At 66.7% G+C, this 25,721-nt stretch carries 23 protein-coding genes and 1 pseudogene; 6 read left to right on the top strand and 18 right to left on the bottom strand.

Features of this window, described 5'->3' with window-relative positions:
* Nucleotides 1-74 precede the first annotated feature (74 nt).
* Complete coding sequence (locus M0765_RS16035; protein WP_258504621.1) at nucleotides 75-1,355, top strand: DNA topoisomerase IB; 1,281 nt, start codon at nucleotides 75-77, stop codon at nucleotides 1,353-1,355.
* On the opposite strand, the gene M0765_RS16030 is transcribed toward M0765_RS16035, so the two are convergent.
* Together M0765_RS16030 and M0765_RS16025 are read right to left on the bottom strand one after the other, a co-directional pair.
* Nucleotides 1,301-1,978, bottom strand: a complete 678-nt coding sequence (locus M0765_RS16030) for a hypothetical protein (protein WP_258504619.1) — start codon at nucleotides 1,976-1,978, stop codon at nucleotides 1,301-1,303. The genes M0765_RS16035 and M0765_RS16030 overlap by 55 nt on opposite strands.
* 214 nt (nucleotides 1,979-2,192) lie before the next feature.
* Nucleotides 2,193-2,372, bottom strand: a complete 180-nt coding sequence (locus M0765_RS16025; RefSeq protein WP_126745678.1) for a DUF3606 domain-containing protein — start codon at nucleotides 2,370-2,372, stop codon at nucleotides 2,193-2,195.
* A 212-nt stretch (nucleotides 2,373-2,584) separates the two neighbouring features.
* On the opposite strand from M0765_RS16025, the gene M0765_RS16020 reads away from it, so the two are divergent.
* Nucleotides 2,585-3,001, top strand: coding sequence for a nuclear transport factor 2 family protein (locus M0765_RS16020; protein WP_258504616.1), 417 nt, complete (start codon nucleotides 2,585-2,587; stop codon nucleotides 2,999-3,001).
* A 21-nt stretch (nucleotides 3,002-3,022) separates the two neighbouring features.
* Here the strand turns inward: M0765_RS16020 and M0765_RS16015 are convergent, their stop codons facing one another.
* Genes M0765_RS16015 through M0765_RS16005 form a run of 3 tightly spaced genes read right to left on the bottom strand, consistent with a single transcriptional unit; the run spans nucleotide 3,023 to nucleotide 7,884 of the window.
* Nucleotides 3,023-4,519, bottom strand: coding sequence for a class I adenylate-forming enzyme family protein (locus M0765_RS16015; RefSeq protein ID WP_258504615.1), 1,497 nt, complete (start codon nucleotides 4,517-4,519; stop codon nucleotides 3,023-3,025).
* A 3-nt stretch (nucleotides 4,520-4,522) separates the two neighbouring features.
* Nucleotides 4,523-5,512 carry a Bug family tripartite tricarboxylate transporter substrate binding protein gene (locus tag M0765_RS16010; RefSeq protein ID WP_258504613.1) on the bottom strand — a complete coding sequence of 330 codons (990 nt, stop codon included), beginning with the start codon at nucleotides 5,510-5,512 and terminating at the stop codon, nucleotides 4,523-4,525.
* A 44-nt stretch (nucleotides 5,513-5,556) separates the two neighbouring features.
* Nucleotides 5,557-7,884 (bottom strand): acyl-CoA dehydrogenase, encoded by a 2,328-nt coding sequence (locus M0765_RS16005; protein WP_258504612.1) that lies wholly within the window; start codon nucleotides 7,882-7,884, stop codon nucleotides 5,557-5,559.
* A gap of 106 nt (nucleotides 7,885-7,990) precedes the next feature.
* Here M0765_RS16005 and M0765_RS16000 point away from each other — a divergent pair, with 106 nt between their 5' ends.
* Together M0765_RS16000 and M0765_RS15995 are read left to right on the top strand one after the other, a co-directional pair.
* Complete coding sequence (locus tag M0765_RS16000; RefSeq protein ID WP_258504610.1) at nucleotides 7,991-9,154, top strand: acyl-CoA dehydrogenase family protein; 1,164 nt, start codon at nucleotides 7,991-7,993, stop codon at nucleotides 9,152-9,154.
* Nucleotides 9,155-9,166: 12 nt separating this feature from the next.
* Nucleotides 9,167-10,528, top strand: a complete 1,362-nt coding sequence (locus M0765_RS15995; RefSeq protein ID WP_258504609.1) for an MmgE/PrpD family protein — start codon at nucleotides 9,167-9,169, stop codon at nucleotides 10,526-10,528.
* Nucleotides 10,529-10,556: 28 nt separating this feature from the next.
* Here M0765_RS15995 and M0765_RS15990 read toward each other — a convergent pair whose 3' ends face one another.
* The 10 genes and pseudogenes from M0765_RS15990 to yaaA all read right to left on the bottom strand — a co-directional run bounded on the left by M0765_RS15990 (nucleotide 10,557) and on the right by yaaA (nucleotide 19,921).
* Nucleotides 10,557-11,273 carry an arylmalonate decarboxylase gene (locus tag M0765_RS15990; RefSeq protein ID WP_258504607.1) on the bottom strand — a complete coding sequence of 239 codons (717 nt, stop codon included), beginning with the start codon at nucleotides 11,271-11,273 and terminating at the stop codon, nucleotides 10,557-10,559.
* Nucleotides 11,274-12,278, bottom strand: coding sequence for a Bug family tripartite tricarboxylate transporter substrate binding protein (locus M0765_RS15985; protein ID WP_258504605.1), 1,005 nt, complete (start codon nucleotides 12,276-12,278; stop codon nucleotides 11,274-11,276).
* A gap of 73 nt (nucleotides 12,279-12,351) precedes the next feature.
* Nucleotides 12,352-13,505: pseudogene (locus M0765_RS15980) on the bottom strand (mandelate racemase/muconate lactonizing enzyme family protein).
* 108 nt (nucleotides 13,506-13,613) lie between these two features.
* Nucleotides 13,614-14,501: a LysR family transcriptional regulator gene (locus M0765_RS15970; RefSeq protein WP_258504600.1), complete on the bottom strand. Its 888-nt coding sequence runs from the start codon at nucleotides 14,499-14,501 to the stop codon at nucleotides 13,614-13,616.
* A gap of 17 nt (nucleotides 14,502-14,518) precedes the next feature.
* Nucleotides 14,519-15,409, bottom strand: coding sequence for a LysR substrate-binding domain-containing protein (locus M0765_RS15965; RefSeq protein ID WP_258504598.1), 891 nt, complete (start codon nucleotides 15,407-15,409; stop codon nucleotides 14,519-14,521).
* Between the two features lie 79 nt (nucleotides 15,410-15,488).
* A complete protein-coding gene (locus M0765_RS15960; RefSeq protein WP_258504597.1) occupies nucleotides 15,489-16,394 on the bottom strand; it encodes an SDR family NAD(P)-dependent oxidoreductase in 906 nt (301 codons plus the stop codon).
* Between the two features lie 112 nt (nucleotides 16,395-16,506).
* Nucleotides 16,507-17,331 (bottom strand): NADPH-dependent 7-cyano-7-deazaguanine reductase QueF, encoded by an 825-nt coding sequence (queF, locus tag M0765_RS15955; RefSeq protein WP_258508297.1) that lies wholly within the window; start codon nucleotides 17,329-17,331, stop codon nucleotides 16,507-16,509.
* A 57-nt stretch (nucleotides 17,332-17,388) separates the two neighbouring features.
* Nucleotides 17,389-18,288 (bottom strand): alpha/beta fold hydrolase, encoded by a 900-nt coding sequence (locus M0765_RS15950; protein WP_258504596.1) that lies wholly within the window; start codon nucleotides 18,286-18,288, stop codon nucleotides 17,389-17,391.
* 9 nt (nucleotides 18,289-18,297) lie between these two features.
* Entirely contained in the window at nucleotides 18,298-19,137 is an 840-nt protein-coding gene (locus M0765_RS15945) for a 2OG-Fe(II) oxygenase (RefSeq protein ID WP_258504594.1), read from the bottom strand.
* Between the two features lies 1 nt (nucleotide 19,138).
* Nucleotides 19,139-19,921: a peroxide stress protein YaaA gene (yaaA, locus tag M0765_RS15940; RefSeq protein WP_258504593.1), complete on the bottom strand. Its 783-nt coding sequence runs from the start codon at nucleotides 19,919-19,921 to the stop codon at nucleotides 19,139-19,141.
* 108 nt (nucleotides 19,922-20,029) lie between these two features.
* Between yaaA and M0765_RS15935 the strand changes: the two genes are divergently transcribed.
* A complete protein-coding gene (locus tag M0765_RS15935) occupies nucleotides 20,030-22,927 on the top strand; it encodes a valine--tRNA ligase (protein WP_258504591.1) in 2,898 nt (965 codons plus the stop codon).
* Nucleotides 22,928-23,034: 107 nt separating this feature from the next.
* Nucleotides 23,035-23,925 (top strand): UTP--glucose-1-phosphate uridylyltransferase GalU, encoded by an 891-nt coding sequence (gene galU / locus M0765_RS15930; RefSeq protein ID WP_258504589.1) that lies wholly within the window; start codon nucleotides 23,035-23,037, stop codon nucleotides 23,923-23,925.
* Between the two features lie 59 nt (nucleotides 23,926-23,984).
* Here the strand turns inward: galU and M0765_RS15925 are convergent, their stop codons facing one another.
* Genes M0765_RS15925 through cysM form a run of 3 tightly spaced genes read right to left on the bottom strand, consistent with a single transcriptional unit; the run spans nucleotide 23,985 to nucleotide 25,692 of the window.
* On the bottom strand, nucleotides 23,985-24,212 hold the full coding sequence (locus tag M0765_RS15925) for a sulfurtransferase TusA family protein (protein ID WP_126745659.1): 228 nt from the start codon (nucleotides 24,210-24,212) through the stop codon (nucleotides 23,985-23,987).
* Entirely contained in the window at nucleotides 24,202-24,780 is a 579-nt protein-coding gene (locus M0765_RS15920; protein WP_258504586.1) for an NUDIX domain-containing protein, read from the bottom strand. Before M0765_RS15920 ends, M0765_RS15925 begins: the two co-directional genes overlap by 11 nt.
* Before the next feature lie 9 nt (nucleotides 24,781-24,789).
* Entirely contained in the window at nucleotides 24,790-25,692 is a 903-nt protein-coding gene (gene cysM / locus M0765_RS15915) for a cysteine synthase CysM (protein WP_258504585.1), read from the bottom strand.
* Nucleotides 25,693-25,721 lie beyond the last annotated feature (29 nt).

The following is a 25,721-nucleotide window of genomic DNA, read 5'->3' as shown; positions in this document are numbered from 1 at the left end:
GCGCGTGCGGCGTCCTACAGGCGACGGTTGCCGGCACAGGCACAAGCGACGGGAATCGCTACAACCCGAACCACATGCCGGCACGCTCCACATCGCCTCCTCAGCCCTCGCCGCCTTCCAAGCCGACGCCGACCGCCAACGGCCTGGTCTATGTGAACCCCGACATGCCGGGCATCCGGCGCCTGAAGCACGGGGACCACTTTCGCTACCGCGATGCAAAGGGGCAATGGGTGCGCGACCCGGACGAGCTCTCGCGCATCCGCATGCTGGCGATTCCGCCGGCCTATACGCAGGTGTGGATCTGTCCGCTGGCCAACGGCCATCTGCAGGCCACCGGCATCGATGCACGGGGCCGCAAGCAGTACCGCTACCACCCCGACTGGCGGCTCTTCAAGGACGAAACCAAGTTCGAGCGGCTCGAAGCCTTCGGGCTTGCGCTGCCGCGCATCCGCGCACGCGTGGGGCGCGACCTGCGAGAGGGCGGCAAGGCTGCCGCGCCGGGGCGCCAGCTGGTGCTGGCTGCGCTGGTGCGCCTGCTCGACACCACGCTGCTGCGCGTGGGCAATGAAGAGTACGCGAGCAGCAACGGCTCCTACGGCCTCACCACGCTGCGCAACCGGCATGCCGCCGTGCAGGGTGCGGCGCTCCGGCTGCGCTTTCGGGGCAAGAGCGGCGTCATGCACGAAGCCCTGCTGGACGATCCGCGCGTGGCGAAGGTGGTGCGCCAATGCCAGCAGCTGCCCGGCCAGGCGCTCTTTCAGTACCAGGACGAAGACGGCGAGCTGCGCAGCGTGTCGTCCACCGACGTGAACGACTACCTGGCCGAAGCCTCGCCGGGCGAGCGCTTTACCGCCAAGGACTTTCGGACCTGGCACGGCACCGTGCAGGCGCTGGAGCTCACGCGGCTGGCCTGCGAACCGGGCCGCACCGCCGCCGACGGCAGCCGCTACAGCGCCAAGGAGATCCTGGCCGCAGTGGCCAAGCAGTTGGGCAACACGCCCGCGGTGTGCAAGAAGGCCTATGTGCACCCCGCGGTGCTGGCGCTGGGCAGTGCGCTTGCGGGCGATGCCGAAGACGAATCCGCGGAGGTGCTGCGAAAGATGTCGGCCCGCACCGCGGCCCGGCGCACGCGCGGTCTCCACGCCGCGGAGGAGCGGCTGCTCGCCTTTCTGCGGGCGCACCGGCAACGGCTGGCGCGCGAACTGCGCGAGGCCTCGAAAGCACGGAAGGCGAACGGCAAAGGCAGCCCGACGGCGGCGCCCCGGCCCACCCGGCGCCCCGCGCCGCGGCGAAGGCCTGCTCAGCCCGCGGCGAGCGAGAAGCGAACGCTGTCGCGTTCCAGCGCCGCTGTGTAGCCCAGGTCTTCGGCCAGGCTTTGCAGCGCAATGGCGTCGATGGCCAATGCGCGCGGCGCACGATGCGCGCCGAGCACCGGGCTCACACCGCCGGATTCGCGCGGCAAGGCGCTCAGGCGAAGCGCATCTTCCCCGTCGGCATCGATGCGTATGGCACCGGCCTCCGGCACGCTGTCGTGCAGATAGCCGAGCCCGCCGAGAAGCAGATAGCGCAATGCGGCTCCCTGCGGCCTGCGGGGTTCGCCTTCAAGAGGATCGAGTGCGGGGTCGACGTCCAGCGTCACGCCGTGCATGTCGAAGGCCGCGCGCATCAGGCCCACGCATTGCGCCACCAGCGCGCTGCGCGTGATGCCGTCGTCCGCCGTGGCCAGTTCCCAGTCGCGCAGCGAGCGGATCCCCTCCACGAGCTCGGACACCTGGTTGTCGATGAGCGCCACGCGCTCTTCGCAGGCTGCGGGGTCGATGGGCGTCGCGCCGACCTGGCGCTTGAGCATGAGCAATGCCATGCGAATGACCGAGACCGGCGCCGCCATGTCGTGCCGCAATGCCGGCAAGGCGCGAGTGAGCAATTCATGGCGGACGCCGGCGGCGATCCAGCTGCGGGCTCCTGGCGAGGCCTTCATTGCACGGCGGCGCCCGAAGGCTTCGCCTCGTTTTGTGGACAGGCCGGCAGACGGCAGCGGCCTGCAGGTCGGGGGACGGCAATGGGCACGTTCACTTTGCGCTTCCTGAGCGAAGGAAAGTCAACAAGTATCGGCCCCGCCTTCCTCGGCGGGTGTAGGAGCGTGCCTACGCTTTGGGCCTCGGAGAAACCGAGCTTTCGGGGTGGACGCAAGGCTACGGTTTGCCGAGGTAGACCCGCACGTCCTTCACCTCCACGCCCGCGGCTGCGACGGCTGAGCGCAGCTGCGCCTCGGTCACGCCCAGGGTCTGGGTCCAGTAGCGCACCTCGTGCGGCTCGTTCACGTTGATGCGGCTCCGGTCTTGCGGGCCGCGCTTGCTGGGATCGTCTGCCATGGTGGTTGGATGCTCCTTGATCGATGCATACACGATGCGCCCTTTTTCTGCACGGCACTGGAGGACGGCGGCGCGGCTCGATGCAGGAAAAGTCCGAGCAGCAGCGCAGTACCGCAGGGCGCCGTCGGTGTTGGAGATGTCCGGAAGCGGCGCGCGCGGCGATGGCCTCGCGCCTATCTTCAGCGCTCGATCACTTCCGCACTGAATACCGCATGACCCCCGAGCAGAACAAGCGAACCATTTCCGACGCATGGAAGGCCTTCGCAAGCCACGATGCAGCACGCATCGCCGCCTGGTTCACGGAAGACGCCGAGTGGCTCGCGCCGCAGCGCAACGCCACCGCGCTGGCGCTGGACATTCCCGACCACATGATCGGACAGAAGGCCATCGTGCACTTTCTAGCGGACATGTTCCCGAAGCTTTTCGTCTCCGATGTCACCGTCGATTTCCGCAGCAGATACTGCGAAGGCGACACCGTGATCGTCGAACTGCGCATGCAGGCCATGCTTGCGAACGGCAGAAAGTACGACAACGACTACTGCTTCATCTTCGAACTCCGAGACGGACGCATCGCCCGCATGCGCGAGTACATGGACACGCAGAAAGGCCATGCCTGCATCTTCGGCTGATGCATGCAGCGCACAAGGCCGCTATCTGCAGCGCGCCTGCAGTTCGCGCTTGAGCACCTTGCCGTTGGCTGTGGTCGGCATTGGGGCGATTGCCTCGATGCGCGCCGGCCGCTTGTAGGGCGACAGATGCTCCGCCAGGTAGCCGCGCAATGCGGGTTCATCGAGAAACGCGCCTGGCTTCATTTCGACGAAGGCGACGATCTGCTCGTTGCCGTCCGACTCGGGCACGCCCACCACCGCGCAAAGGTGCACGCCGTCGAAACGGCCGATCACCGTTTCGATCTCGGCGGGGTACACGTTGAAACCCGAGCGGATGATCATTTCCTTGAGCCGGCCGACCACGAACAGCGCGCCGTCCGCATCGAAGCGGCCGAGGTCGCCGCTCGCGTACCAGCCGCCCGGACGCATGACCTGCGCCGTGGCCGCCGCATCGCGAAAGTAGCCCAGCATGAGGCCAGGGCCGCGCAGCCAGATTTCGCCTGTTTCTCCCGGCGCGACATCGTTGCCGCCCGAGTCGACGATGCGTGCCTCGCCGCCTTCCACCACGTAGCCCGCGGCCGTGTCCGCGCGCGGAGCCTCGACGCGCGTCAGGAACACCGAGCCCGCGTATTCCGATAGGCCGTAGCCATAGTGCAGCGGCTGGCCGAACAGCGCCTCGATGCGCTGCTTGAGCCCCAGGTCGAGCGGCGCGGAACCCGTATAGACGTAGCGCAACGCCGGAAAGCGAATCGCAACGCGCTCCGCCTCGACGTGCGCCAGCAGGCGCGCATACATGGTGGGAGGGCCGAGCAGGTTCGACACCTGCTCATGCGCGAGCGCCTGCAGCATGTCGGCGGGCGAAAAGCTGGCGCGCAGCACCAGCGCAGCGCCGCCCGTGAGCGCGGCCATCAGCACCGTGCCAATGCCGAAGATGTGCGTCATCGGCAAGAAGGCGTAGACCCGATCGCGCTGGCTCAGTGAGCGCACGCGGGCCGACACGCGGCCGAAATGCAGCAGCCCGCGGTGCGACACCATCACGCCCTTGGGTGTACCCGAGGTGCCTGATGTGAAGATGATGGCGGCCGCATCCGCCAGCGCAGGGTCGGCCTCCGGGCGGGCTTCGGCGCGCGCGGCCGAGCGCAACACGCCGGGCAATGCCGACGATGTGGCGCCGGCGCGAATCGCGTGCTGGCGCGCGGCCTCCGAAGCGCCGGTGGTGAAGTAGCACAGCCGTGCATCCGCGCGCTCGGCAATGGCCGCAATTTCGCCCGGCGACATGCGCGCATTGACGCCGCACGACCAGGCTCCGACACGGCTGCACGCCATGATCAGCGCGATGTGCGCGGCGCAGTTCTCGGTCACCAGCAGCACGCGGTCGGTCGGCCGCACGCCCGCTGCCAGCAAGTCTTGGGCGGCAGCCTCGGCCATGGCCTGCAACGCCGCATACGACACGGTGCCCGAGGGCTCGAAAAGAAAAACCGCTTCGGGCGAGCGCGATGCGCGCGCTTCGAGCAGTTCGTGAATTCGCGTGGGCACCATCGGCTATTCCGCTTCGATGCCCTTGGACGCGGTGGCCCAGAGCTTTCGGTCGGCCTGGCCCTTGGAGGCCAGCAGTTCCGCGGCGCCGGTCCACACTTCGTAGCCCTGCTCGCGCAAGCGATTGGCGATGTCCTCGCGCGCCATGGCCTTGTGCGCGGCTGCATTCAGGCGGGCGACCAGCGCCGGGTCCATGCGCGCGGGGCCATAGAGGCCGAACCAGCCGCCCACGTCATACCCGGCCACGCCGGATTCGATCATGGTCGGCACCTCGGGCAGCATGCGGTTGCGCTGGCGCGATGTGACCGCCAGCGCGCGCAGCTTGCCCGACTGGATGAACGGCCGCGAGGTGGCGATGATGTCGAACATCATCGTCACGGTGCCGCCCATCACGTCGGCCAGCGCGGGCGCGCTGCCTTTGTACGGCACATGCGTCAGCTGCACACCGGTCATCTTCTCGAGCAGCGCGCCGCTCAGGTGGTTCGACGCGCCGATGCCGGCCGAGCCGTAGAACACCTTGCCCGGCCGCGCCTTCGCGTAGGCCAGCAGCTCGGCCACGCTGTGCACCGGCAGGTCCTTGTTGACCACGAGCACATTGGTGTAGTCCACCAGCGGTGCGATGGGCGTCAGGTCCTTCATCGGGTCGAAGGGCATCTTGCGCTGGATGTTCGGGTTGATGGTGATCGTCGGGCTCGCACCGAAGAACAGCATCGCCGCATCGGGCGCAGACTTGGCGACCGCATCGCCGCCTACTGAGCCGCTGGCACCCGGCCGGTTTTCCACGATGACCTGTGTGCCGAGCTCCTGGCCGAGCGCGGGCGCAAGCAGGCGCGCCGCGCCGTCCACCGGCCCGCCCGCGGAGTAGCCAACCACCAGCTTGATGAGCGGCGGCAGCTGCTGTGGCTGTGCGAAGGCGCGCGAAGGCAGTGCGACCAGCAGTGCGCTGCCTGCCAGCGCGGTGGCGGCTTGCCGCCGTGTGATGTCCGTGGTTTCCATTGGCTTGTCTCCTGTTGTTTATTTCTTGGGCGAACGCAACCGGCTCAAACAGGCAGGTCGAGCACCTGCCGCGCGAGGATGTTTCGCTGGATCTCGTTGGTGCCACCGTAGATCATTGCGGCCGTCGAGCCGATTAACGGCGACAGCACGTTGAAGGTCTGTCCGTCGAGCACCTGGTCGCCGGCCACCGCGCCCTGCTCTTCGCCGGCCTCGATCAGCAATGCGCCGATGCGGTGATAGGTTTCGCTGGCCCATATCTTCAGCAGCGACACCGATGCAGGCAGCGGCTTGCCCGCGCGCACGATGTCGGCAAAGCCCGTGTACGCGGCCGACAGGTCGAGCACGTCGAGCCGCAGCGCCGCGAAGCGCTGCGCGAACACCGGGTCTGCAAAAAGACGCCGGGCCTGTGCAAGCCGCGCCAATTGGCCGAGCGCGTACTGCGACTGCTTGGGGCTGCCGAGAAAAATGCGCTCGAAGCTCAGCAGCGCCTTGGCAATGGTCCAGCCGCCGTGCAGCTTGCCGACCAGGTTTTCGGCCGGCACGCGCACGTTGTCGAAAAACACCTCGCAGAACTCGGGCTCGCCCGAAAGCGTGTGAATCGGCCGCACCGTGACGCCCGGCGTGCGCAGGTCGCACAGCAGAAAGCTGATGCCCTCCTGCTTGCGCGCCGCCTTGTCGGTGCGCACGAGCATGAAGATGTGGTTGGCGTCCTGGGCGAGCGTGGTCCAGATCTTCTGGCCGTTGACGATGAAGTGGCCGCCCTCTGCATCGCGCCCCGCCACGGCCTCGGTGCGCAGCCCGGCCAGGTCGGAGCCGGCATTGGGCTCCGAGTAGCCTTGGCACCACACATGCTCGCCGCTCAATATGCGCGGCAGAAAGCGGCTCTGCTGTTCGGGCGTGCCGTGCTGGATCAACAGCGGTCCGATCATCACGATCCCCTGGTCGGGCGTGCGCGCGACGCCGTACTGCTCCAGCTCCTCGATCCATGCAATGAGCTTGTCGGCGGGCAGGCCCATGCCGCCATGCGCCTGCGGCCACGCCGGTGCGATCCAGCCTTGTTCGGAGAGGGTGAGATACCAATCGCGTATCTCGCTCCAGCGGGCCCGGTGCGAAAGGTAGCGCAGCTGCTGCGGGTAACGCTGCTGCAGAAAGCCGCGCACCATGCGGCGGAAATCCGCTTCGGGCATTGCGCTCCAGTCGGCCGTGCGCGGAAACTCGCCTTTCCATTCGGCCGCGCCGGTTCGCGCCTCTCCGCCTTCGGCCAGCATGGCATGGCGGCGCTGGTGCGCAGCGGCATTGCCGAGCCATGCCGAAAGGCACAGCGTGCGCTTGTAGTAGAGGCTTAGGTCGCACTCCTGCGTGTAACCGATGGCGCCATGCAATTGCACCGCCGCGCGCGAGACCTGCAGCGCCGCGGCGGTACAGCGGGCGTTCACGCGGCTGGCCTCGGCTTCGAGCCGGTCGGCCGCGAGCCCCTGGCTGGCGAGCGACAGCACTTCCGCCAGGGTGGCTTGCGCCACTTCGAGGTGAATGAACATGTCCACGCAGCGGTGCTGCAGCGCCTGAAAGCTGCCGATGGGCTTGCCGAACTGCGAGCGGGTGCGCAGGTACGCCAGCGTCTGCGTGAGCATGGCCTGCCCCACGCCCAGCAGTTCGGCGGCCTGCAGGATCTGGCCGGCAGCCAGCGCATGGCGCAGCGCATCTTGCGCGGCGGGGCCTTCCGCCAGCACTGCTTCGGGCGGCAGCTCCACCTGCTCGAAGCGCAGGCTCGCGGCCTGGCTTCCGTCCACCAGCGGCATCAGGGTTTCGCTCACGCCGGCCGTGCCGCGCGGCACCCACAGCAGCACCGCGTCGTCGCTGCCCCGCGCCGACACCAGCCAGCCGCTGGCCGCCGCGCCGGGCAGCACCATGAGTTTCTCGCCCTGCAGCAGCACGCCGCCCGCATGGCCCGCACGCGGTTCGCAGCCGCAGGCGAGCGGCACGGCGCTCAGGTCGCCCGCGCTCTCCTGCCAAGCCAGCGCAGGCAGGGTGCGGCCGGCCGCCAGCTCGGCAAGCAGCGTTTGCGCGTTCTGCGATTCGAGCCGCGCCAGCAGCAGCGCGCTGAGACCCGCCACCGCCAGCAGCGGTTCGGGCGCGACGTGCTCGCCGGCCGCCCGCAATATTTGCGCGGCACCGGTGAGGCCCAGGGCCAGGCCGCCGGCCGATTCAGGCGCGAGCATGCCGGTCCAACCCAGCTCGGCGAGCGCGCTCCAGCCTTGCGCCTCGTCGGCATCGAGGTGTTCCATGCGCTCGCGCCGGCGCTGGATGGAACGGCTGCGAACGAAGTAGTCGAGCGCGGCTTCGCGTATTGCGGAGAGTGATTCGGTGTCCATCGCCGCAGCGTGACAGAACACCCCCTCGCGCGGCATTTGCATTTGCCGAAGGGAGGGTTTCGCAATCACAGAACCGCCTCGCGCGGGAGAGGCATAGATTCGGTGGATGAACAGCAGCAACGACACCCGTTTTTCCGACATCCGCGACGCCGTGCGCGACCTGTGCGCGCAGTTTCCCAACGAGTATTTCCGCAAGGTCGACGAGGCGCGCGGCTATCCCGCCGAATTCGTCGATGCGCTCACCAAGGCCGGCTGGATGGCCGCGCTCATTCCGCAGGAGTACGGCGGCTCGGGCCTGGGGCTCACCGAAGCCTCGGTGATCATGGAAGAAATCAACCGCTGCGGCGGCAATTCGGGCGCCTGCCACGGCCAGATGTACAACATGGGCACGCTGCTGCGGCACGGCAGCGAGGCGCAAAAGCGCAACTACCTGCCGCGCATTGCCACCGGCGAGCTGCGGCTGCAGTCGATGGGCGTGACCGAGCCCAGCACGGGCACCGACACCACCAAGATCAAGACCACGGCCGTGAAGAAGGGCGACCGGTACGTGATCAACGGCCAGAAGGTGTGGATCTCGCGCATCCAGCACTCGGACCTGATGATCCTGCTGGCGCGCACCACGCCGCTGGCGGACGTGAAGAAAAAGTCCGAAGGCATGTCGATCTTCATCGTCGACCTGCGCGAGGCCATCGGCAACGGCATGACGGTGCGGCCCATCCTGAACATGGTGAACCACGAGACCAACGAACTCTTCTTCGAGAACCTCGAGATTCCGACCGAGAACCTGATCGGCGAAGAGGGCCAAGGCTTCAAGTACATCCTCGACGGCCTCAATGCCGAGCGCACGCTGATTGCGGCGGAATGCATCGGCGACGGCTATTGGTTCATCGACAAGGTCACGGCATACACGAAAGAGCGCGTGGTGTTCGGGCGACCCATCGGCCAGAACCAGGGCGTGCAGTTCCCAATTGCCGAGGCCTTCATCGAAATCGAAGCCGCCAACCTCATGCGCTATGAAGCCTGCCGCCTGTTCGATGCGCGCGAGCCCTGCGGCGCGCAGGCCAACATGGCGAAGTACCTGGCGGCCAAGGCAAGCTGGGAGGCCGCCAACGCCTGCCTGCAGTTCCATGGCGGCTTCGGCTTTGCCTGCGAATACGACATCGAGCGCAAGTTCCGCGAGACGCGGCTCTACCAGGTCGCGCCGATCTCGACCAATCTCATCCTGAGTTACGTGGCGGAGCACATGCTCGGCCTGCCGCGCTCGTTCTGAAGGGACTGATCCATGACCGATTCGAACCACCCGAGCAAGGTGCTCGCCACCTTCGCCGCCGAGCTGAAGTTCGCGGACATTCCCGCGCCCGTGCTGCGCCGCACCGAAGACCTGATGCTCGACTGGCTCGGTTCAGTGCTCGCGGCCCGCACCGCGCGGCCGGTGCGCTCCATCGAACGCTTCGCGCAGATGATGGGCCCCGCCGAAGGGCCGAGCGAAATACTCACCTCGCGCCGCACCAGCTCGCCGGTGTTTGCGGCGCTGGTCAACGCCGCGGCCTCGCACTACGTGGAACAGGACGACGTGCACAACGGCTCGGTGTTCCACCCGGCCGCGGTCGTCATTGCACCGGCGCTGGCCGTGGCGCAGAGCATCGGCGCGACCGGCGCGCAGTTGCTGGCGGCCGTGGTCGCGGGCTACGAGGTCGGCATCCGCGTGGGCGAATTCCTGGGCCGCTCGCACTACAAGACCTTTCACACCACGGCAACGGCGGGCACGCTGGCGGCGGCCGCCGCGGTGGGCAGCCTGCTGAAGCTCACGCCGCAGCAGATGCTGCATGCCTTCGGCTCGGCCGGCACGCAATCGGCGGGAGTGTGGGAGTTTCTGCGCGATGCGGCCGACTCCAAGCAGTTGCACTGCGCGCATGCGGCAGCCAGCGGGCTCATGTCGGCCTACCTTGCGCAGGACGACTTCACGGGCGCCGCCAAGGTGCTCGAAGGGGCGCAGGGCCTTGGCGTGGGCATGTCGAGCGATGCCGATCCGGCCCGCCTTACGGATCGCCTCGGCACGCGCTGGGCGCTGGCCGAAACCTCGTTCAAGTACCACGCCTCGTGCCGCCACACCCATCCCGCGGCCGATGCGCTGCTGCAGGTGATGACGCAACACGCTCTCAAGCCCGACGACGTGATTCGTGTGACCACGCATGTACACCAGGGCGCCATCGACGTGCTGGGCCGCGTCACGGTGCCGGCCACGGTGCACCAGGGCAAGTTCTCGATGGGCACGGTGCTTGGCCTTATTGCGGTGCATGGCCGCGCCGGGTTGAGCGAATTCGACCGCGACTTTCTCGCGCCCGAGGTGGCCGCGTTCCGCGAGAAGGTGGCAATGGAGCTCGATGCCGAAGTCGATACCGCCTACCCCGCGCGCTGGATCGGCAAGGTGAGCGTGCAGACCCGCGACGGCCGCACGCTGCAGGGCCGAGTGGACGAGCCCAAGGGCGACCCCGGCAACACGCTGAGCCGCGCCGAGATCGAAGACAAGATGCAGCGCCTGGTGCACTACGGCGAGGGTGCCACGGCGGAAGAAGCCAAGGCGCTGTGCGAGCGCATCTGGCAGCTCGAAACCGCGTCGCGCATCGGTCGCTGGCTCGGCTGAGGGCCCCCTCCGTATCTTTGTTTGGCCCTCAGGCCTCGGCGAAGAGCCGGCCCTGCCCGGCCGAGCGCGCATCGAGGCCCGCGGTGCGCACCAGGTCCCAGAAGCCGGCGGGCGAACTCGACACCACCGGCACCTGCAACCGCGCTTCCACTTCGCGCACCGCATCGAGCGTGACCAGCCCGCCGCATGAGATGAGAATGCCGTCCGCCCCGGGCTGTGCATCGAACACCCGCAGGCACAGGTCGACCAGCACCTGCGTGGGCACCTGGCCCACCGCCTGCACGTCCGAAATGGCCAGGCCCTGGAGCGCCAGCAGCTCGAAGCCGCTCTGCTCGAGGTAGCGCCGCAGATGTGCGTTGACCTCGTCGATGTAGGCGGTGGCTACCGCCACGCGCCGCACGCCCAGCTGGCGCAGCGCGCCGACGATGGCGTTGCTCATGGTGGTGCAGGGCAACCCGGTCGCCCGTGCCATCTCGGCCTGCAGTTGTGCATTGAAATCTGCCCCACGAAAAAAACTCAACGAGGTACCCATGAGCGAGACCGCGGAAACGCCCTCTGCCTTGAGCGCCACCGCCTTCTCCACCACCGAATCGATCACCTCGGTGTATCCGCGCGTCGAGATTTCGCCCAGGCCCAGGCCGAGCGCGCTGAAGCGGATGCGCTCGCCGTACAGCAGCGGGCCATCGACCGGCACGGCGCCGGCCGCTGGCGGCACGATCAGGCCAAGGTGCGGCAGCGGTGCCATCTACTTGCCCTCCGCCACGATGTTCTGCTCGGCAATGATGCGCTGCCAGCGCCTGGTTTCTTCGGCCATGTCCTTGCCGAGCTGCGCCGGTGTGGCGTAGGCGCGCAGCGTGCCTTGCGCAGCGGCGGCGGCGCCCGCCTCGGGCGTGCCGAGTACCGTCTTTACGGCGGCCGAGAGCTTGTCGACGATCTCGTCGGGCGTGCCGGAGGGCGCAAGCACAAAGATCCGCGGTGCCACGTCGAAGCCCGGTAGCGCATCGGCCAGCGGCGGCACGCTCTCGGCTCCTTCGAGCCGCGCGGTGTTCATGAGCGCAATGGCGCGCAGCTTGCCGGCCCTGGCTTGCGCCATGCCGGCCGTGGCGCTGACCACGCCAATGGGCACCTGCCCGCCGACCACGTCGGGCACGATCTGCGCGGCGCCGCGGTAAGGCACGTGCACCACGTTGCTCCCGCTCGATTGCTTCAGCATCTCGAAGCCCAGGTGCTGCACCGTGCCGACGCCCGAGGTGGCGAACGAATAGCGCCCGGGGTTGGCCTTGAGCTCCTTCACCAGCTCGACCGGCGTCTTGGCCGGAAAGTCGTTGCCCGTGACGATCATCAGCGGCGAGACGAAAGCGCCCGCCACCGGCTTGAAGCTGGTGAGCGGATCGAGCCCGATCTTCGGCTGCAGCAGCTTGGCGATGAGCAAGGCGCTGTCGCCCATCATGAGTGTGTAGCCGTCGGGCGGCGCCTTGGCGACGAACTCGGCTGCAATCAGCCCGGTGGCGCCGGTGCGGTTGTCGATCATCACTTGCTGACCCAGGACCGCTGAAAGCCGCGTTCCAAGCAGGCGCGCGACCGCATCGACGCCGCCGCCGGCCGAGTAGCCGACCACGAGGCGAATCGGCTTGTCAGGGTAGCTTTGGGCCCACGCGGCGGGCGCGGCAAACAGGCCCGCCAGGCCCAGTGCCATGGCAGCACGCAGCGCCTCGCGGCGTGCAGGGCGAACAATATCTCTGGCTTTCATCGTGTCTCCAATAGTCATTGGTCGGTGGCCGTCTGCGCGGCTCATTCAAGCGCACCCCGAGGGGCGTTCGTTTCTAGGCTTTGCCCTTGCCGTGAGAAGTGGGCAGCTTCGCGAGTTCGCGCACCCGCTCCGCATTGGGCGCGAAGCCCAGGCCCGGGGTCTCTGGCAGATGCAGCCAGCCGTCTTGCGGTACCGGCAGGCCGTCGAAGATCTGCTTGAGCATCTGCACCGCCACGTAGTGGTATTCGGCCATGCCGCCGTTCGAAACACCCGCATGCAGGTGCATGTTGTGAAAGGGCCAGGCGCCGCCGTTGTCGATCGGCACGTTGAAGGCCTGCGCCATGCCCGCGATTTTCAGGCACTGCGAATAGCCGCCCGAGATGGTCACGTTGGGCTGCAGCACGTCGGCCGCCTGGTTCACCAGCAGGTCGCGAAAGCGGAAGGCCAGGCCCTCGTTCTGCCCGCAGGCCAGCGGAATGCTGGTGCGCGAGCGCAGCTGGGCCATCTGGCGCACGTCGTTCTGCGTGAGCGGCTCCTCGAAGAAGCTGATGCCGTAGGGCTCGATACGGCGCGCGAACTCGGTCGCGTGGAACAGGTCGAGGCCGCAGTTGGCATCGACATACAGCTTGACCTCGGGGCCGACCGCCTCGCGCACGGCGGCCACGCGGCGCACGTCTTCCGCAATGACCTCGTCGATGGGCCGCGGCTCGTCGCGCCGCGCGAGCGCATGGCCGCCGACAGTCATCTTCAGCCGCTGGAAGCCTTGCGAAACCCAGAGCTTGGCGGCGGCGGCGAGCTGGTCGCGCTCGAAGAAGCCGAAGCCGAAGGTCGCATAGACCGGCACTTTCGAACGGGCACCGCCCAGCAGGCGCCATAGCGGCTGGCCGAGCGCCTTGCCCTTCAGGTCCCACAGCGCGATGTCGAGCGCGGCGATGGTGTGGCTTGCATAGCCGGTCTGGCCGCGGGGGAGAGCAGCCAGTAGAGCTTCTCCCACAGCCGCTCGGTGGCCATCGGGTCTTCGCCGACGAGCGCCGGGCCGGCCACCTCGCGCACGGCGGCGGCAATGATCTCTTCTTCGGTGATGGCGGTCATGCCGTGGCCGACAAGGCCGGTGTCGGTCTCGATCTCGGTCAGGCACAGGGAGAGCGAGGTCTGCTTGTTCAGCCCCAGCACGTCGATAGTGACAGGAATGTTCAGCGGCGTGGCGCTGACGCGGGTGATCTTCAAGAATGTCTCCTTTGGCTTGCGGTTGCACCACCATTCTTGGCGCGCAGGCTGCGGGGAACAATTCGTTTTTGGCGGACACGAGCCTTCGCGCCGCGCGAAGGCCCGGGCTCAGTCGGGCCGGCCCAGATGCTCCAGCACCGAGCGTGCTGCCGCGGTCAGGTCTTGCTGCCGCCGCACGCACAGAAGATGGCGCCGCACCGCCCACGGGGCATCGAGCTTCAGGCAGCGCAGCTTCAATATCTGCAGCTGCGGGAGGATGGCCGCATAGGGCAGCACGCCGATGCCCACGCCCTGCTCCACCATGCGGCAGACCATGTCGAAGCTGCCCACCTGCATGCGCACCTTGAGCGGCATCTGCGCCTCCAGCGCCGCGTTCAGCAGCACGCGGTGCAGCGCCGTGCCTTCGCGCACCACGATATGGTCGTGCCTCAGCACCTCATCGACGCCGATACGCTTGCGCCTGGCCAGCGGATGGTCGCGCGCCACCACCACGGCGAGTTCATCGCTGCGGTAGGGCAGGCATTCGAGCGTTTCGGCGGGCGTGTGGCCTTCGATGACCCCGATGTCGGCCAGGCCGGCCTGCACCGCCTTCACAACCTCGGTGCTGGCGCGCTCCTGCAGGTCGATCTTGAGCACGGGATGAAGCCGCAGGAACGAGCCGATCTGCGCAGGCAGGAACTGCGCAATGGTGGACGCGTTGGCCGTGATGCTCACCACGCCCGCCACGCCATTCTGAAAGTCGTCGAGCTCCGCGCCCAGCCGGTCCATGGCCGACAGCACGGCACGCGCGTGCAGCAGCAGACCGTGGCCGGCTGAGGTGAGCGTGACGCCGCGCGCATGGCGCACCAGCAGGGGCAGCCGCGCGCGGGCCTCGAGATCGGAGATGCGCTTGCTCGCGGCTGCCAGCGCAATATGGCAGCGCTTGGCCCCTTCGCTGATGCTGCCATGATCGGCCACGGCCACGAACAGGCGCAGCGACTTCAGGTCGGCGGACATGACTGCACGCCTTTTTTTCAGGACATGACGAGGTGATCGAACAGCTCGCGCGCCGAAGCGGGCAACTGCTCGCGGTCGCGTGCAATCAGCTTGAGTTCACGCTCCGCCCATGCATCGCTGAGCGCGACGGTAGAGATCTGCATCGCCATCGACAGCCGCTGCGCCGATGAAGCCGGCAGCACGCCGACGCCCACGCCCGCTTCGATCATCAGGCAGATGGCTTCGAAGCTGCTGACCTGGATGCGCGGGTTGAAGCCGCGGCCGGCCAGTTCGGCGCGGCGCTGCAGAAAGCGGTGGATGGCACTGCCGTGGTGCAGGCCCACGTGCTGCTCGTCGAGCGTGTCGGCAAAAGCCACCGAAGGCGCCCCTGCAAGGTGATGCGTCTTGGGGACCACCAGCACGAGCTGGTTGCTGCCGAAGGGGCGCGCATCGAATTCGCCGGTGTGCACATCGCCCGCCAGAATGCCGATGTCTGCCTCGCCGTCGGCCACCGCGCGCACGATCTCTTCGCTCAGGTATTCACGCAGATCGACCTGCACCGCCGGATGCTGCGTGAGAAAACCCGCGAGCTTCTGCGGCAGGTATTCGGTGATCGACGTGGTGTTGGCAAACACGCGCACGTGGCCCTTGATGCCCTTGCCGAAGTCCTGCATGTCGCAGCGCAGGTGCTCCATCTGCTGCATCACGCGCTTGGCGTGATAGAGCACCGCCTGCCCCGCGGCCGTCAGGCTCACGCCCTGGGCGCTGCGGTGCAGCAGCTTGCCGCCCACGGCCTCTTCCATCTGCTTGATGCGCGTGGAGGCCGCCGCGAGCGAGATGCAGGCTTTCTCGGCGCCGCGGGTGAGGCTGCGCGCGTCCGCCACGTAGACGAACAGTTTCAGGTCGAACAGGTCGAAATGCAGGTTCACCGGACAAGCGCGCCAAGAAGGAAAGAAGCGTGCATTGTCGGGCGAATGGCGCTGTATGCGCCCTTCTCGGGGTTTGACCTCAGACCGGGTCCCAGCTGAACACGTCCGCCGACCGATCCAGCGGATAGAAGCTCGCGCGCATGGCGGGCATGGCGTGCTCGGCAATGCTCTCGGGCGTCCAGCCTTCGGAGCGGTGAATGGAGCGCACCGGCCGTGGCTGGCTGATGAGCGAGATCTCGTTGTTGCGCACCGCAAATATCTGGCCGTTGACCGCGCCGGCCGCATCGCTCGCAAGGTACACCGCGAGCGGCGCCACCTTGGCGGGCGTCATCTGCTTGATCTTGTCGACGCGGGCGCGCTGCTCGTCGGTGTCGGTGGGAATGGCGCCGATCATTCGGCTCCATGCGAACGGCGCGATGCAGTTGGAACGCACGTTGAACTTGAGCATGTCGAGTGCAATCGACTTCGACAGCGCCGCGATCCCGAGCTTGGCCGCCGCGTAGTTGGCCTGGCCGTAGTTGCCGATGAGGCCCGAGGTCGAGGTCATGTGCACCATGGCGCCGGAGTTCTGCTCCTTGAAGTGCGTGGCCGCCGCGCGGCTCACGTAGTAGGCGCCGTAGAGGTGCACCTTGATCACGGCGTCCCATTCGTCGACCGACATCTTGTGGAAGAAGCGGTCGCGCAGGATGCCGGCGTTGTTGACCACGGCGTCGACGCGGCCGAAGCTCTCGACCGCGCATTCGACGATGCGCGCCGCGCTGGCCGCTTCGGCCACGCTGTCGGTGTTGGGTACGGCCTGGCCGCCGGCGGCACGGATTTCGTCGACCACCTGCTGCGCAGGGCCGGCACTGCCGCCCGCGCCATCGAGCGCGGCGCCGATGTCGTTGACCACCACCTTGGCGCCGCTCTTTGCCATTGCCAACGCGATGTCGCGCCCGATACCGCCGCCCGCGCCAGTGACGACGACCACTTTTCCTTCAACCATGTGTGTCTGCTCCGGAAATCCGCCCGCAGTTCACGGGCAGTTCCAGAATGCCACAGGGGCCGGCTGGCGAGTTCCGGATTTCCGAAGAGGGGCTTCGGCGGCGCCCTCTTCGTTATTGCCGCGCGGTGCGGATGTTCGGCGGCAGCGCCTGCGGCCAGCTGGTGCGAAACGGATTGATGTCGAGCCCGCCGCGCCGCGTGTAGCGCGCATACACCGCCAGCTTGTTCGGTTTGCAGCGGTTCCAGATGTCCGTGAAGATGCGCTCGGCACACGGCTCGTGAAACTCGTTGTGGTTGCGAAAGCTCACGATGTACGCCAGCAGGCCGGCCTGGTCGATGGCCGGGCCGCTGTAGCGGATCTGCACGCTGCCCCAGTCGGGCTGCCCGGTGACAAGGCAATTGCTTTTGAGCAGGCGGCTGGTGAGCGTTTCGTTCACCGGTGGCTGGGTTGTGTCGCTCGACAGCAGCTCGGGCGCGGGCTGGTAGTGGGTGCACTCGATGTCGAGCCGGTCGAGGTCGAGCCCGTCGAGTTCATGCACCGGTTCGCGGTCGAACATGTCGGGAGCGAGCAGCTTCACGCCGATGCCGGCGGACTGGTCGCTGCCGCGCCAGAGCGCCTCGGTCAGGTCGGTGCGCATGAGGTCACGCACGGCATCGATGCTTGCAAAAGCGGTGCTGTTGAAGCTGTTGAGGTACAGCTTGAACGACTTGCTCTCGATGATGTTGGGCGTTTCGCAGGGAATGGTGAAGTGCGCAATGGCCAGCTGCGGCTTGCCGCGCAGATTGAGCCAGCTCACTTCGAAAGCGGTCCAGAGATCGGCGCCGAAGAAAGGCAGCGCGCCGGCGGCAATGCCCATGGCCTCGCGCTGGGTGGCGCGCGCAATCGGAAAGAGCAGCGAGGGGTCGTACTTGTCCGCATAGGCCGAGGCGCGGCCCAGTTGCGACTGCTCGGGCGTGTTCGGGTTCGCTCGGGTTGGGGGAAGTGTTGTCCAGGCTCATGGCTTGTGGTGTTCTTCGGCCGCGTGCAGAAACGGGGCGATGTGATTGACGAGGATGGCGCACACCTCGGGCGGCAGGTCGTGGCCCATGCCGGGAATGCTGATGAATTTCGAGCCGGGAATGCGCTTGGCGGTGTCCTGGCCGCAGACCATGGGCACCAGCGCATCGGCTTCGCCATGCAGCACCAGCGTCGGGCATTTGATGCGCGGCAGCACTTCGGGCCGGCGCGAATCGGCGCCAATCGCGAGCATCTGGCGGAACATGCCGGCCGGACGGTAGGCGCGGCGCATGCTGAAGGTAAGGCGCTCGGACAGCTCTTCGGTGCTTTGCGGATAGGCGGGGCTCTGGATGAGCCTGAGCAGCTTGACGCTGTGGGCCACCAGTTCGGCCTCGCCGCCGCCCAGCGGGCGGCGCAGCAGCATGGCGGCCACGTCGCTACGGGGACCGGGCAGGCCGCGCGCACCGCTCGAGCTCATGATGCTCACGAGGCTGGTCACGCGGTCGGGTGCGTCGGCGGCCAGGTGCTGCGCAATCATGCCGCCCATCGAGGCGCCGATGACATGCGCATGCTTGATGCCCAGTGCGTCGAGCACGCCGAGCGAATCGCGCGCCATGTCTTGCAGGGTGTAGGCCGAACGCACCTGCAGGCCCAGGCGCTGGCGAATGCTTTCCCACACGATGTTGCCGGTGCCCGCATGGTCGAAGCCCTGGCTCAGACCGATGTCGCGGTTGTCGTGGCGCACCACGCGAAAGCCCGCATCCACCAGCCCCTGCACAAAGGACTGCGGCCAGCCGACGAGCTGCATGCCCAGGCCCATGATGAGCAATGCGACCGGGCGCCCTTCGCCGCCGGTGTCTTCGACCTCGATCTGCAATCCGTTGGCTTGGAGCTTCATGGGTCCGTTTTATTTGAATTCGCGTTCGCGCAGCCACTTGGTGGCCACCCACTTCTCGCCCGCGAGCACCGGTGCGCCGCCGTGCAGCGTGCGGGTGGCGGGGTCGGGTTCGTCGTAGCTGAAGAACACGCCGGTGCCGCGCACGGGCGCCACTTCCAGGCCGACATCGGGGAAGGTGGTGGCGCCGCCCTGCTCGGGCTCTTGCAGGTACATGACCAGCGTGGCCACCCGCTGGCCGCCGCGCTTGAGGATGGTGGGCGTGCCCGGCTCGCCGGGATCGAAGTAGTCGTAGTGCGGGCGGTACTGCGCACCGGGTGCGTAGCGCAGGATTTGCAGGCCTTCGCCAAACTCCACCGGCCAACGCAGCAGCGCGGCAATGCGCTGCTCGAGGCGCGAGACGATTTCGTTTTCGCCGCGCTCGAAGAACATGCCGTCGCTGGTGCGGTCGACGTTCAGCACCTCGCCGCCGGTGCGGGTTTCGACCGTGAGCGAGCGCGCAAGGCGCACGCGCGCGGCGGCAATCAGGCCTTCGCATTCCTCAGGCGACAAGAGGTTGCCGAAGACGACGACACGCGGATGCTGCATGGTGTGCAGCACCTGAACGCGGCGGTCGCCAGCGTCGATATAGAGCGGCGCGCCTTCGAGATTGGGGCCGGGCATGTCGGTGCGGCGCGGCTTGGAAACCTCCACATGCGGGAACCCGGCCTCGAGCTGCGCCAGTGCGAGGTCGGTGGCGGCGTCTTGCCAGCCGGCCGCGCGCATCGAGGCGCGCAGCGCGGGCACCGAATGTCCCGCCGCGAGCTGCGACACCAGCCATTCCCTCAGCTCGGGACTGATCGCCTGTGACATATCAAGTCTTCCTTCTGAACACCAGCTTTTCGGCCGTCGACACGCCGGCGTCGAAACCATAACCTTCGAAATCGAATTTTTCCAGCGCCTTGGGCGTGGCGGCCTTGTGCAGCACCGCCCAGCGCGCCAGCAGCCCGCGGGCGCGCTTGGCGTAGAAGCTCACGATCTTGTACCTGTCGCCTTTCCATTCCTCGAATACGCATTCGACCACGCGGGCCTTGAGCACCTTCAGGTCGACCGAGCGGAAGTACTCCTGCGAGGCGACGTTGACCACCACGGGCGTGCGGTCCGCGGCCAGGCGCTCATTCAGGTGCTCTGCAATGCGCGAGCCCCAGAAGGCATACAGGTCCTTGCCGTGCTTGTTGGCAAGCGGCGTGCCCATCTCGAGCCGATAGGGCTGCAGCAGATCGAGCGGGCGCAGCAGGCCGTAGAGGCCGCTCAGGATGCAGACATGCTCCTGCGCCCACTCCAGCTGAGCGGGCGTGAGCGACCGGGCGTCGAGACCGCCGTACACGTCGCCATCGAACGCGAAGGCGGCCTGGCGGGCGTTCTTCGGCGTGCTTTTGCCGGCCCAGGCGTGGTAGCGGGCCACGTTGAGGGTGGAGAGCTTGTCCGACAGGTGCATGAGCTCCGAGATCTGCTGCGGCGACTTCTCGCGCAGCAGCTTGATCAGTTCGGCCGACGGGCCGCGGGGGGCCTCGAAATGGGGTCGGGTGGCGGGGATTTCATCGGGAACGGGCGTGTCGTAGTCGAGCGACTTCGCAGGGGAGAGCAGAAACAGCATTCGCGGAATTATCGGGCGCGCCGATGACGGGGTACCTCCCCGGTAAAATCACCGCCATTCCCACCCTGTGACCGACGGCACCCGCGGGTGCCGTTTTGCATTCTCCCCATGAGCGAATCCACCACTCCCACCGCCCAACCTGGACTGGACAGCCTGTCCAAATCGTTCGAACCCGCCGCCATCGAGGCGCACTGGGGCCCGGAGTGGGAAAAGCGCGGCTATGCCAAGGCCGGCTTCCGCGGCACCCAGCAGCCCAAGGAAGGCGCCGATTCTTTCGCCATCCAGCTGCCGCCGCCCAACGTGACGGGCACGCTGCACATGGGGCATGCGTTCAACCAGACCATCATGGACAGCCTCACGCGCTACCACCGCATGAAGGGCGACAACACGCTGTGGGTGCCGGGCACCGACCATGCGGGCATTGCAACGCAGATCGTGGTGGAGCGGCAGTTGCAGGAACAAAAAATCAGCCGCCACGACATGGGCCCCACGCCCGCCGAGGCGCGCAAGAACTTCGTTGCCAAGGTCTGGGAGTGGAAGGAAAAGAGCGGCAACACCATCACCGGCCAGATGCGCCGCATGGGCGACACGGTCGACTGGAGCCGCGAATACTTCACGATGGACGAAGACCTGTCGAAGGTGGTCACGCAAACCTTCGTCTCGCTGTATGAAGAAGGCCTGATCTACCGCGGCAAGCGCCTGGGCAACTGGGACCCGGTGCTCAAGACCTCGGTGAGCGACCTCGAAGTCGAAAGCGAAGAGGAAGACGGCTCGCTCTGGCACATTGCCTATCCGCTCGAGGACGGCAGCGGCACGCTCACCGTAGCCACCACCCGCCCTGAAACCATGCTCGGCGACACGGCGGTGATGGTTCACCCCGAAGACGAGCGCTACAAGCACCTGATCGGCCAGCGCGTGAAGCTGCCGCTGGTGGACCGGTTGATTCCCATCATTGCCGACGACTACGTGGACAAGGAATTCGGCACCGGCGTGGTCAAGGTGACCCCCGCGCACGACTACAACGACTACGCCGTCGGCCAGCGGCACAAGCTGGAGCTGATCGGCATCCTGACGCTCGACGCGACCATCAACGACAACGCGCCCGAGAAGTACCGCGGCATGGACCGCTTCGTCGCGCGCAAGGCCATCGTGGCCGACCTGGAGGCGCTCGGCCTCATGGTCGAGGTAAAGAAGCACAAGCTGATGGTGCCGCGCTGCGCACGCTCGGGCGCCATCGTCGAGCCGATGCTCACCGACCAGTGGTACGTGGCCATGACGCGCCCAGGTGCCGACGGCCAATCCATCGCGCAGAAGGCCATCGAAGTGGTGAAGACCGGCGAGGTGCGCTTCGTGCCCGAGAACTGGGTCAACACCTACAACCACTGGATGGAGAACATCCAGGACTGGACCATTTCGCGCCAGCTCTGGTGGGGCCACCAGATTCCGGCCTGGTACGACGACGAAGGCAATGTGTACGTGGCGCACGACGAGGCGGAGGCAGAGGCCAAGGCACCGGGCAAGAAGCTGCGCCGCGACGAGGACGTGCTCGACACCTGGTATTCGTCGGCGCTGGTGCCCTTCTCTTCGCTCGGCTGGCCCGAGAAGACCAAGGACCTGGAGCTGTACCTGCCCTCGAGCGTGCTGGTGACGGGCTACGACATCATCTTCTTCTGGGTCGCCCGGATGATCATGATGACCAAGCACTTCACCGGCAAGGTGCCGTTCAGGGACGTGTACATTCACGGCCTGGTGCGCGATGCGCAAGGCAAGAAGATGAGCAAGTCCGAAGGCAACGTGCTCGACCCGGTCGACCTGATCGACGGCATTGCGCTGCCCGAGCTGCTCGACAAGCGCACGCAGGGCCTGCGCAAGCCCGAGACCGCGCCCGCGGTGCGCAAGAACACGCAGAAAGAATTTCCGGACGGCATCCCCGCCTTTGGCGCCGACGCGCTGCGCTTTACCTTCGCGTCGCTCGCATCGCTGGGCCGCAGCATCAACTTCGACAGCAAGCGCTGCGAGGGCTACCGCAACTTCTGCAACAAGCTCTGGAATGCCACGCGCTTCGTACTGATGAATTGCGAGGGCCAGGATTGCGGCCTGCGCGAGCACACCAAGGAAGAGTGCGCGGTCGGCGGCCCGGCCCACGGCTACCTGAAGTTCAGCCGCGCCGACTTCTGGATCGCCTCGCAGCTGCAGCGCGTCGAAGCCGAAGTGGCCAAGGGCTTCGAGGAGTACCGGCTCGACAACGTGGCCAACGCCATCTACCAGTTTGCGTGGGACGAGTTCTGCGACTGGTACCTGGAGATTGCCAAGGTACAGATCCAGACCGGCGACGATTCGCAAAAGCGCGCCACGCGCCGCACGCTGATCCGCACGCTCGAAGCGCTGCTGCGGCTTGCGCATCCGGTGATTCCATTCATCACGGAAGAGCTTTGGCAGAAGGTGGCGCCGGTGGCCGGACGCGAAGGCGAATCGATCATGGTGGCGGCCTATCCGAAGAGCCAGCCCGAAAAGATCGACGGGGCGGCCGAGGCGCATGTGGCGCGGCTGAAGGCGCTGGTCGATGCCTGCCGCACGCTGCGCGGCGAAATGAACGTCTCGCCCGCGGTGCGCCTGCCGCTCTATGCGGTGGCCGACGATGCCGAAGGCGCGGCGTTCCTGCGCGATGCGGCGCCGGTGCTGCAGGCGCTGGCCAAGCTCAAGGAAGTGAAGGTCTTCGACGACGAGGCTTCGTGGTCGGCGGCGGCCGAAGCGGCGCCGGTGGCCGTGGTCGGCACGGCGCGCCTGTGCCTGCATATGGAAATCGACAAAGCCGCCGAACGTGCGCGCATCGGCAAGGAAGTTGCTCGCATCGAGGGCGAGATCCTCAAGGTGAACAGCAAGCTGGGAAATGAAGCCTTTGTAGCTAAGGCGCCGCCCGCCGTGATCGAGCAGGAACGCAAACGTCTGGCTGACTTCACGGCCATGCTGGAGCGGTTGGGCGAACAGCTTAGGCGCCTCGGCTGACACACATGGATCGGGCCTGGGTTTAGCATGGCAACGGCGGCTTTTTGTGCCGCCGTTGACTGTAAAACCTTTTTCTTCAACCGAACGAACCGACGCCCAATTTGTCCATGCCCACTCCCTCGACACGCATCCGCAAGGCCGTATTTCCTGTTGCAGGTTTCGGCACCCGCTTTCTGCCCGCCACCAAGGCGCAGCCAAAGGAAATGCTGCCGGTTGTCGACAAGCCACTCATCCAATATGCGGTTGAGGAAGCCTACGCGGCGGGCATTCGCGACATGATTTTCGTAACTGGCCGAAACAAACGTGCCATCGAAGACCACTACGACACCGCCTACGAACTCGAGAGCCAACTCGAGGCCAGCGGCAAGCACGCATTGCTCGAAATTGCACGCTCCGTCATGCCCGACGACATGACCTGCTCCTACGTGCGCCAACCGCGCATGCTGGGCCTCGGCCATGCGGTGCTGTGCGCCGAACACCTGGTCGGCAATGAACCCTTTGCCGTGCTGCTGGCGGACGACTTGATGGTCGGCCCGGTAGGCGGTGCACCGGTGCTCGCGCAGATGACGGCTGCCTTCGGCAAGCTGGGCGCCTCGGTGCTGGCAGTGCAGGAGGTGCCGCTCGAGCACGTGAAGCGCTACGGCATCGTGGCCGGCGAATCCATCGGCGACGATCTCGTGAAGGTCGACCGCATGATCGAGAAGCCATCGCCGGACAAGGCACCTTCGCGCCTCGGCGTGGCGGGCCGCTACATCCTCACGCCCGGTGTGTTCGACGAAATCCGCAACCAGCCCAAGGGCGCGGGCGGCGAGATCCAGCTCACCGACGGCATTGCGTCGTTGATGAAGAAGGAATCGGTCTACGCCTATGCCTACAAGGGCATCCGCTACGACTGCGGCAGCAAGGAAGGCTTTCTGCAAGCCTCGGTGGAGTTGGCACTGGCGCACCCGGAAGTGGGCGCGCAGTTCCGCGAATACCTGAAGAGCCTGGAGCTCTGAAAGAAAGAAAAAGAAAAGGCCCGCGGGGCCTTTTCTTTGCCGGTCAGTTTTGCTGCTGCTCAGCGCCTTTTCAGCACGTGGATGAAATCGCTGCCGACGGTCTGCTGCTCGACCAGTTCGTTGCCTGTCTGGCGCGAAAAAGCCTGAAAGTCGCGCAGCGAGCCCGGGTCGGTCGACACCACCTTCAGCAACTGGCCGCTGGCCATGTCGTTGAGCGATTTCTTTGCCTTGAGGATGGGCAGCGGGCAGTTCAGGCCCCGCGTGTCGAGTTCACGATCAATTTGCATGCTTCGGCTCCTCGGGCGGCAAGTTCAGGCCGCGCCGCCGCTCTTCGTTTTCGGCCGCTGTAAAGAACACCGGCTCGTGTCCTCGCGTGCGCAGCCAGTCGGCCAGCGCGTAGCCGGTGCCGGCGGGCCAGCACTTGAGATCGGGCAAGTCGTAGAGACGATAGTCCAGCAGCTCGGGCGAGAGCTTCACCTCACCGTCGGCCACCACGTGATACGCGATGATGATCTGGTTCATGCGCTGGAAGTCGTACGCGCCCACGAGCTTGGTCGCGCTCACGTCGAGGTTGGTTTCTTCCTTCACCTCGCGCGCAATGCCTTCTTCGGGCGTTTCGCCGGCTTCCATGAAGCCGGTGATCAGCGCGTACATCTTCACCGGCCAGGCGGCGTTTCGCGCCAGCAGCACCTGGCCGCGGTACTCGACGATGGCCGCGAGCACGGGCGTCGGGTTGTTCCAGTGGGTATGGCCGCAGTTGGGGCAGCGCAGGCGCTCCTTGGCGCCGCCGTCCTCCACCAGCACGATCCATTCGAGCGGCGTGGCGCAGGCCTGGCAAAACTTGGGATGGGGCATGGATTTCTGTCAGGCGGGGAACACGCCGGTCGAGAGATACCGGTCGCCGCGGTCGCACACGACGAACACGATGGTGGCGTTTTCGACCGTCTTGGCGACCTCGAGCGCCACCCACAGCGCGCCGGCGGCGGAAATGCCGCCGAAGATGCCCTCTTCGCGCGCCAGGCGCCGGCACATTTCTTCGGCGTTGTCCTGGCTCACGCTGATCTCTTCATCGACCCGGCTCGCGTCGTAGATCTTGGGCAGGTATTCGGTCGGCCATTTGCGAATGCCCGGAATGCGCGAGCCCTCGGCCGGCTGCGCACCGATGATGCGCACCGCGGGGTTCTTTTCCTTGAGGAAGCGCGAGACGCCGGTGATGGTGCCGGTGGTGCCCATGGCGCTCACGAAATGCGTGATCTTGCCCTTGGTGTCGGCCCAGATTTCGGGGCCGGTGGTCTCATAGTGGATGCGCGGGTTGTCGGCGTTGGCGAACTGGTCGAGCACACGGCCCTTGCCCTGCGCCACCATCTGCTCGGCGAGGTCTCGCGCGTATTCCATGCCGCCGCTCTTGGGCGTGAGCACCAGCTCGGCGCCGAAGGCCTTCATGGTCTGCGCGCGTTCCACGGACAGGTCCTCCGGCATGATCAGCACCATGCGGTAGCCCTTGATGGCCGCAGCCATGGCCAGCGCAATGCCTGTGTTGCCCGAGGTGGCTTCGATCAGCGTGTCGCCAGGCTTGATTTCACCGCGCTCCTCGGCGCGCTTGATCATCGAGAGGGCGGGCCGGTCTTTGACCGAACCCGCGGGATTGTTGCCTTCCAGCTTGCCGAGGATCACGTTGCCGCGCTTGGCGTTTTCGGCGGCATCGATGCGTTGCAGTGCCACCAAGGGGGTCTTGCCGATGGCGTCTTCGATCGTCGGATAATTCATGGCAACGTCCGCATGGCCGCCCAAAGGAC

The organism is Variovorax sp. S12S4 (assembly GCF_023195515.1).
Lineage (GTDB): Bacteria > Pseudomonadota > Gammaproteobacteria > Burkholderiales > Burkholderiaceae_C > Variovorax.
The sequence above is the reverse complement of the archived record's forward strand: the minus strand, read 5'-3'. Positions and strand labels throughout refer to the sequence as shown.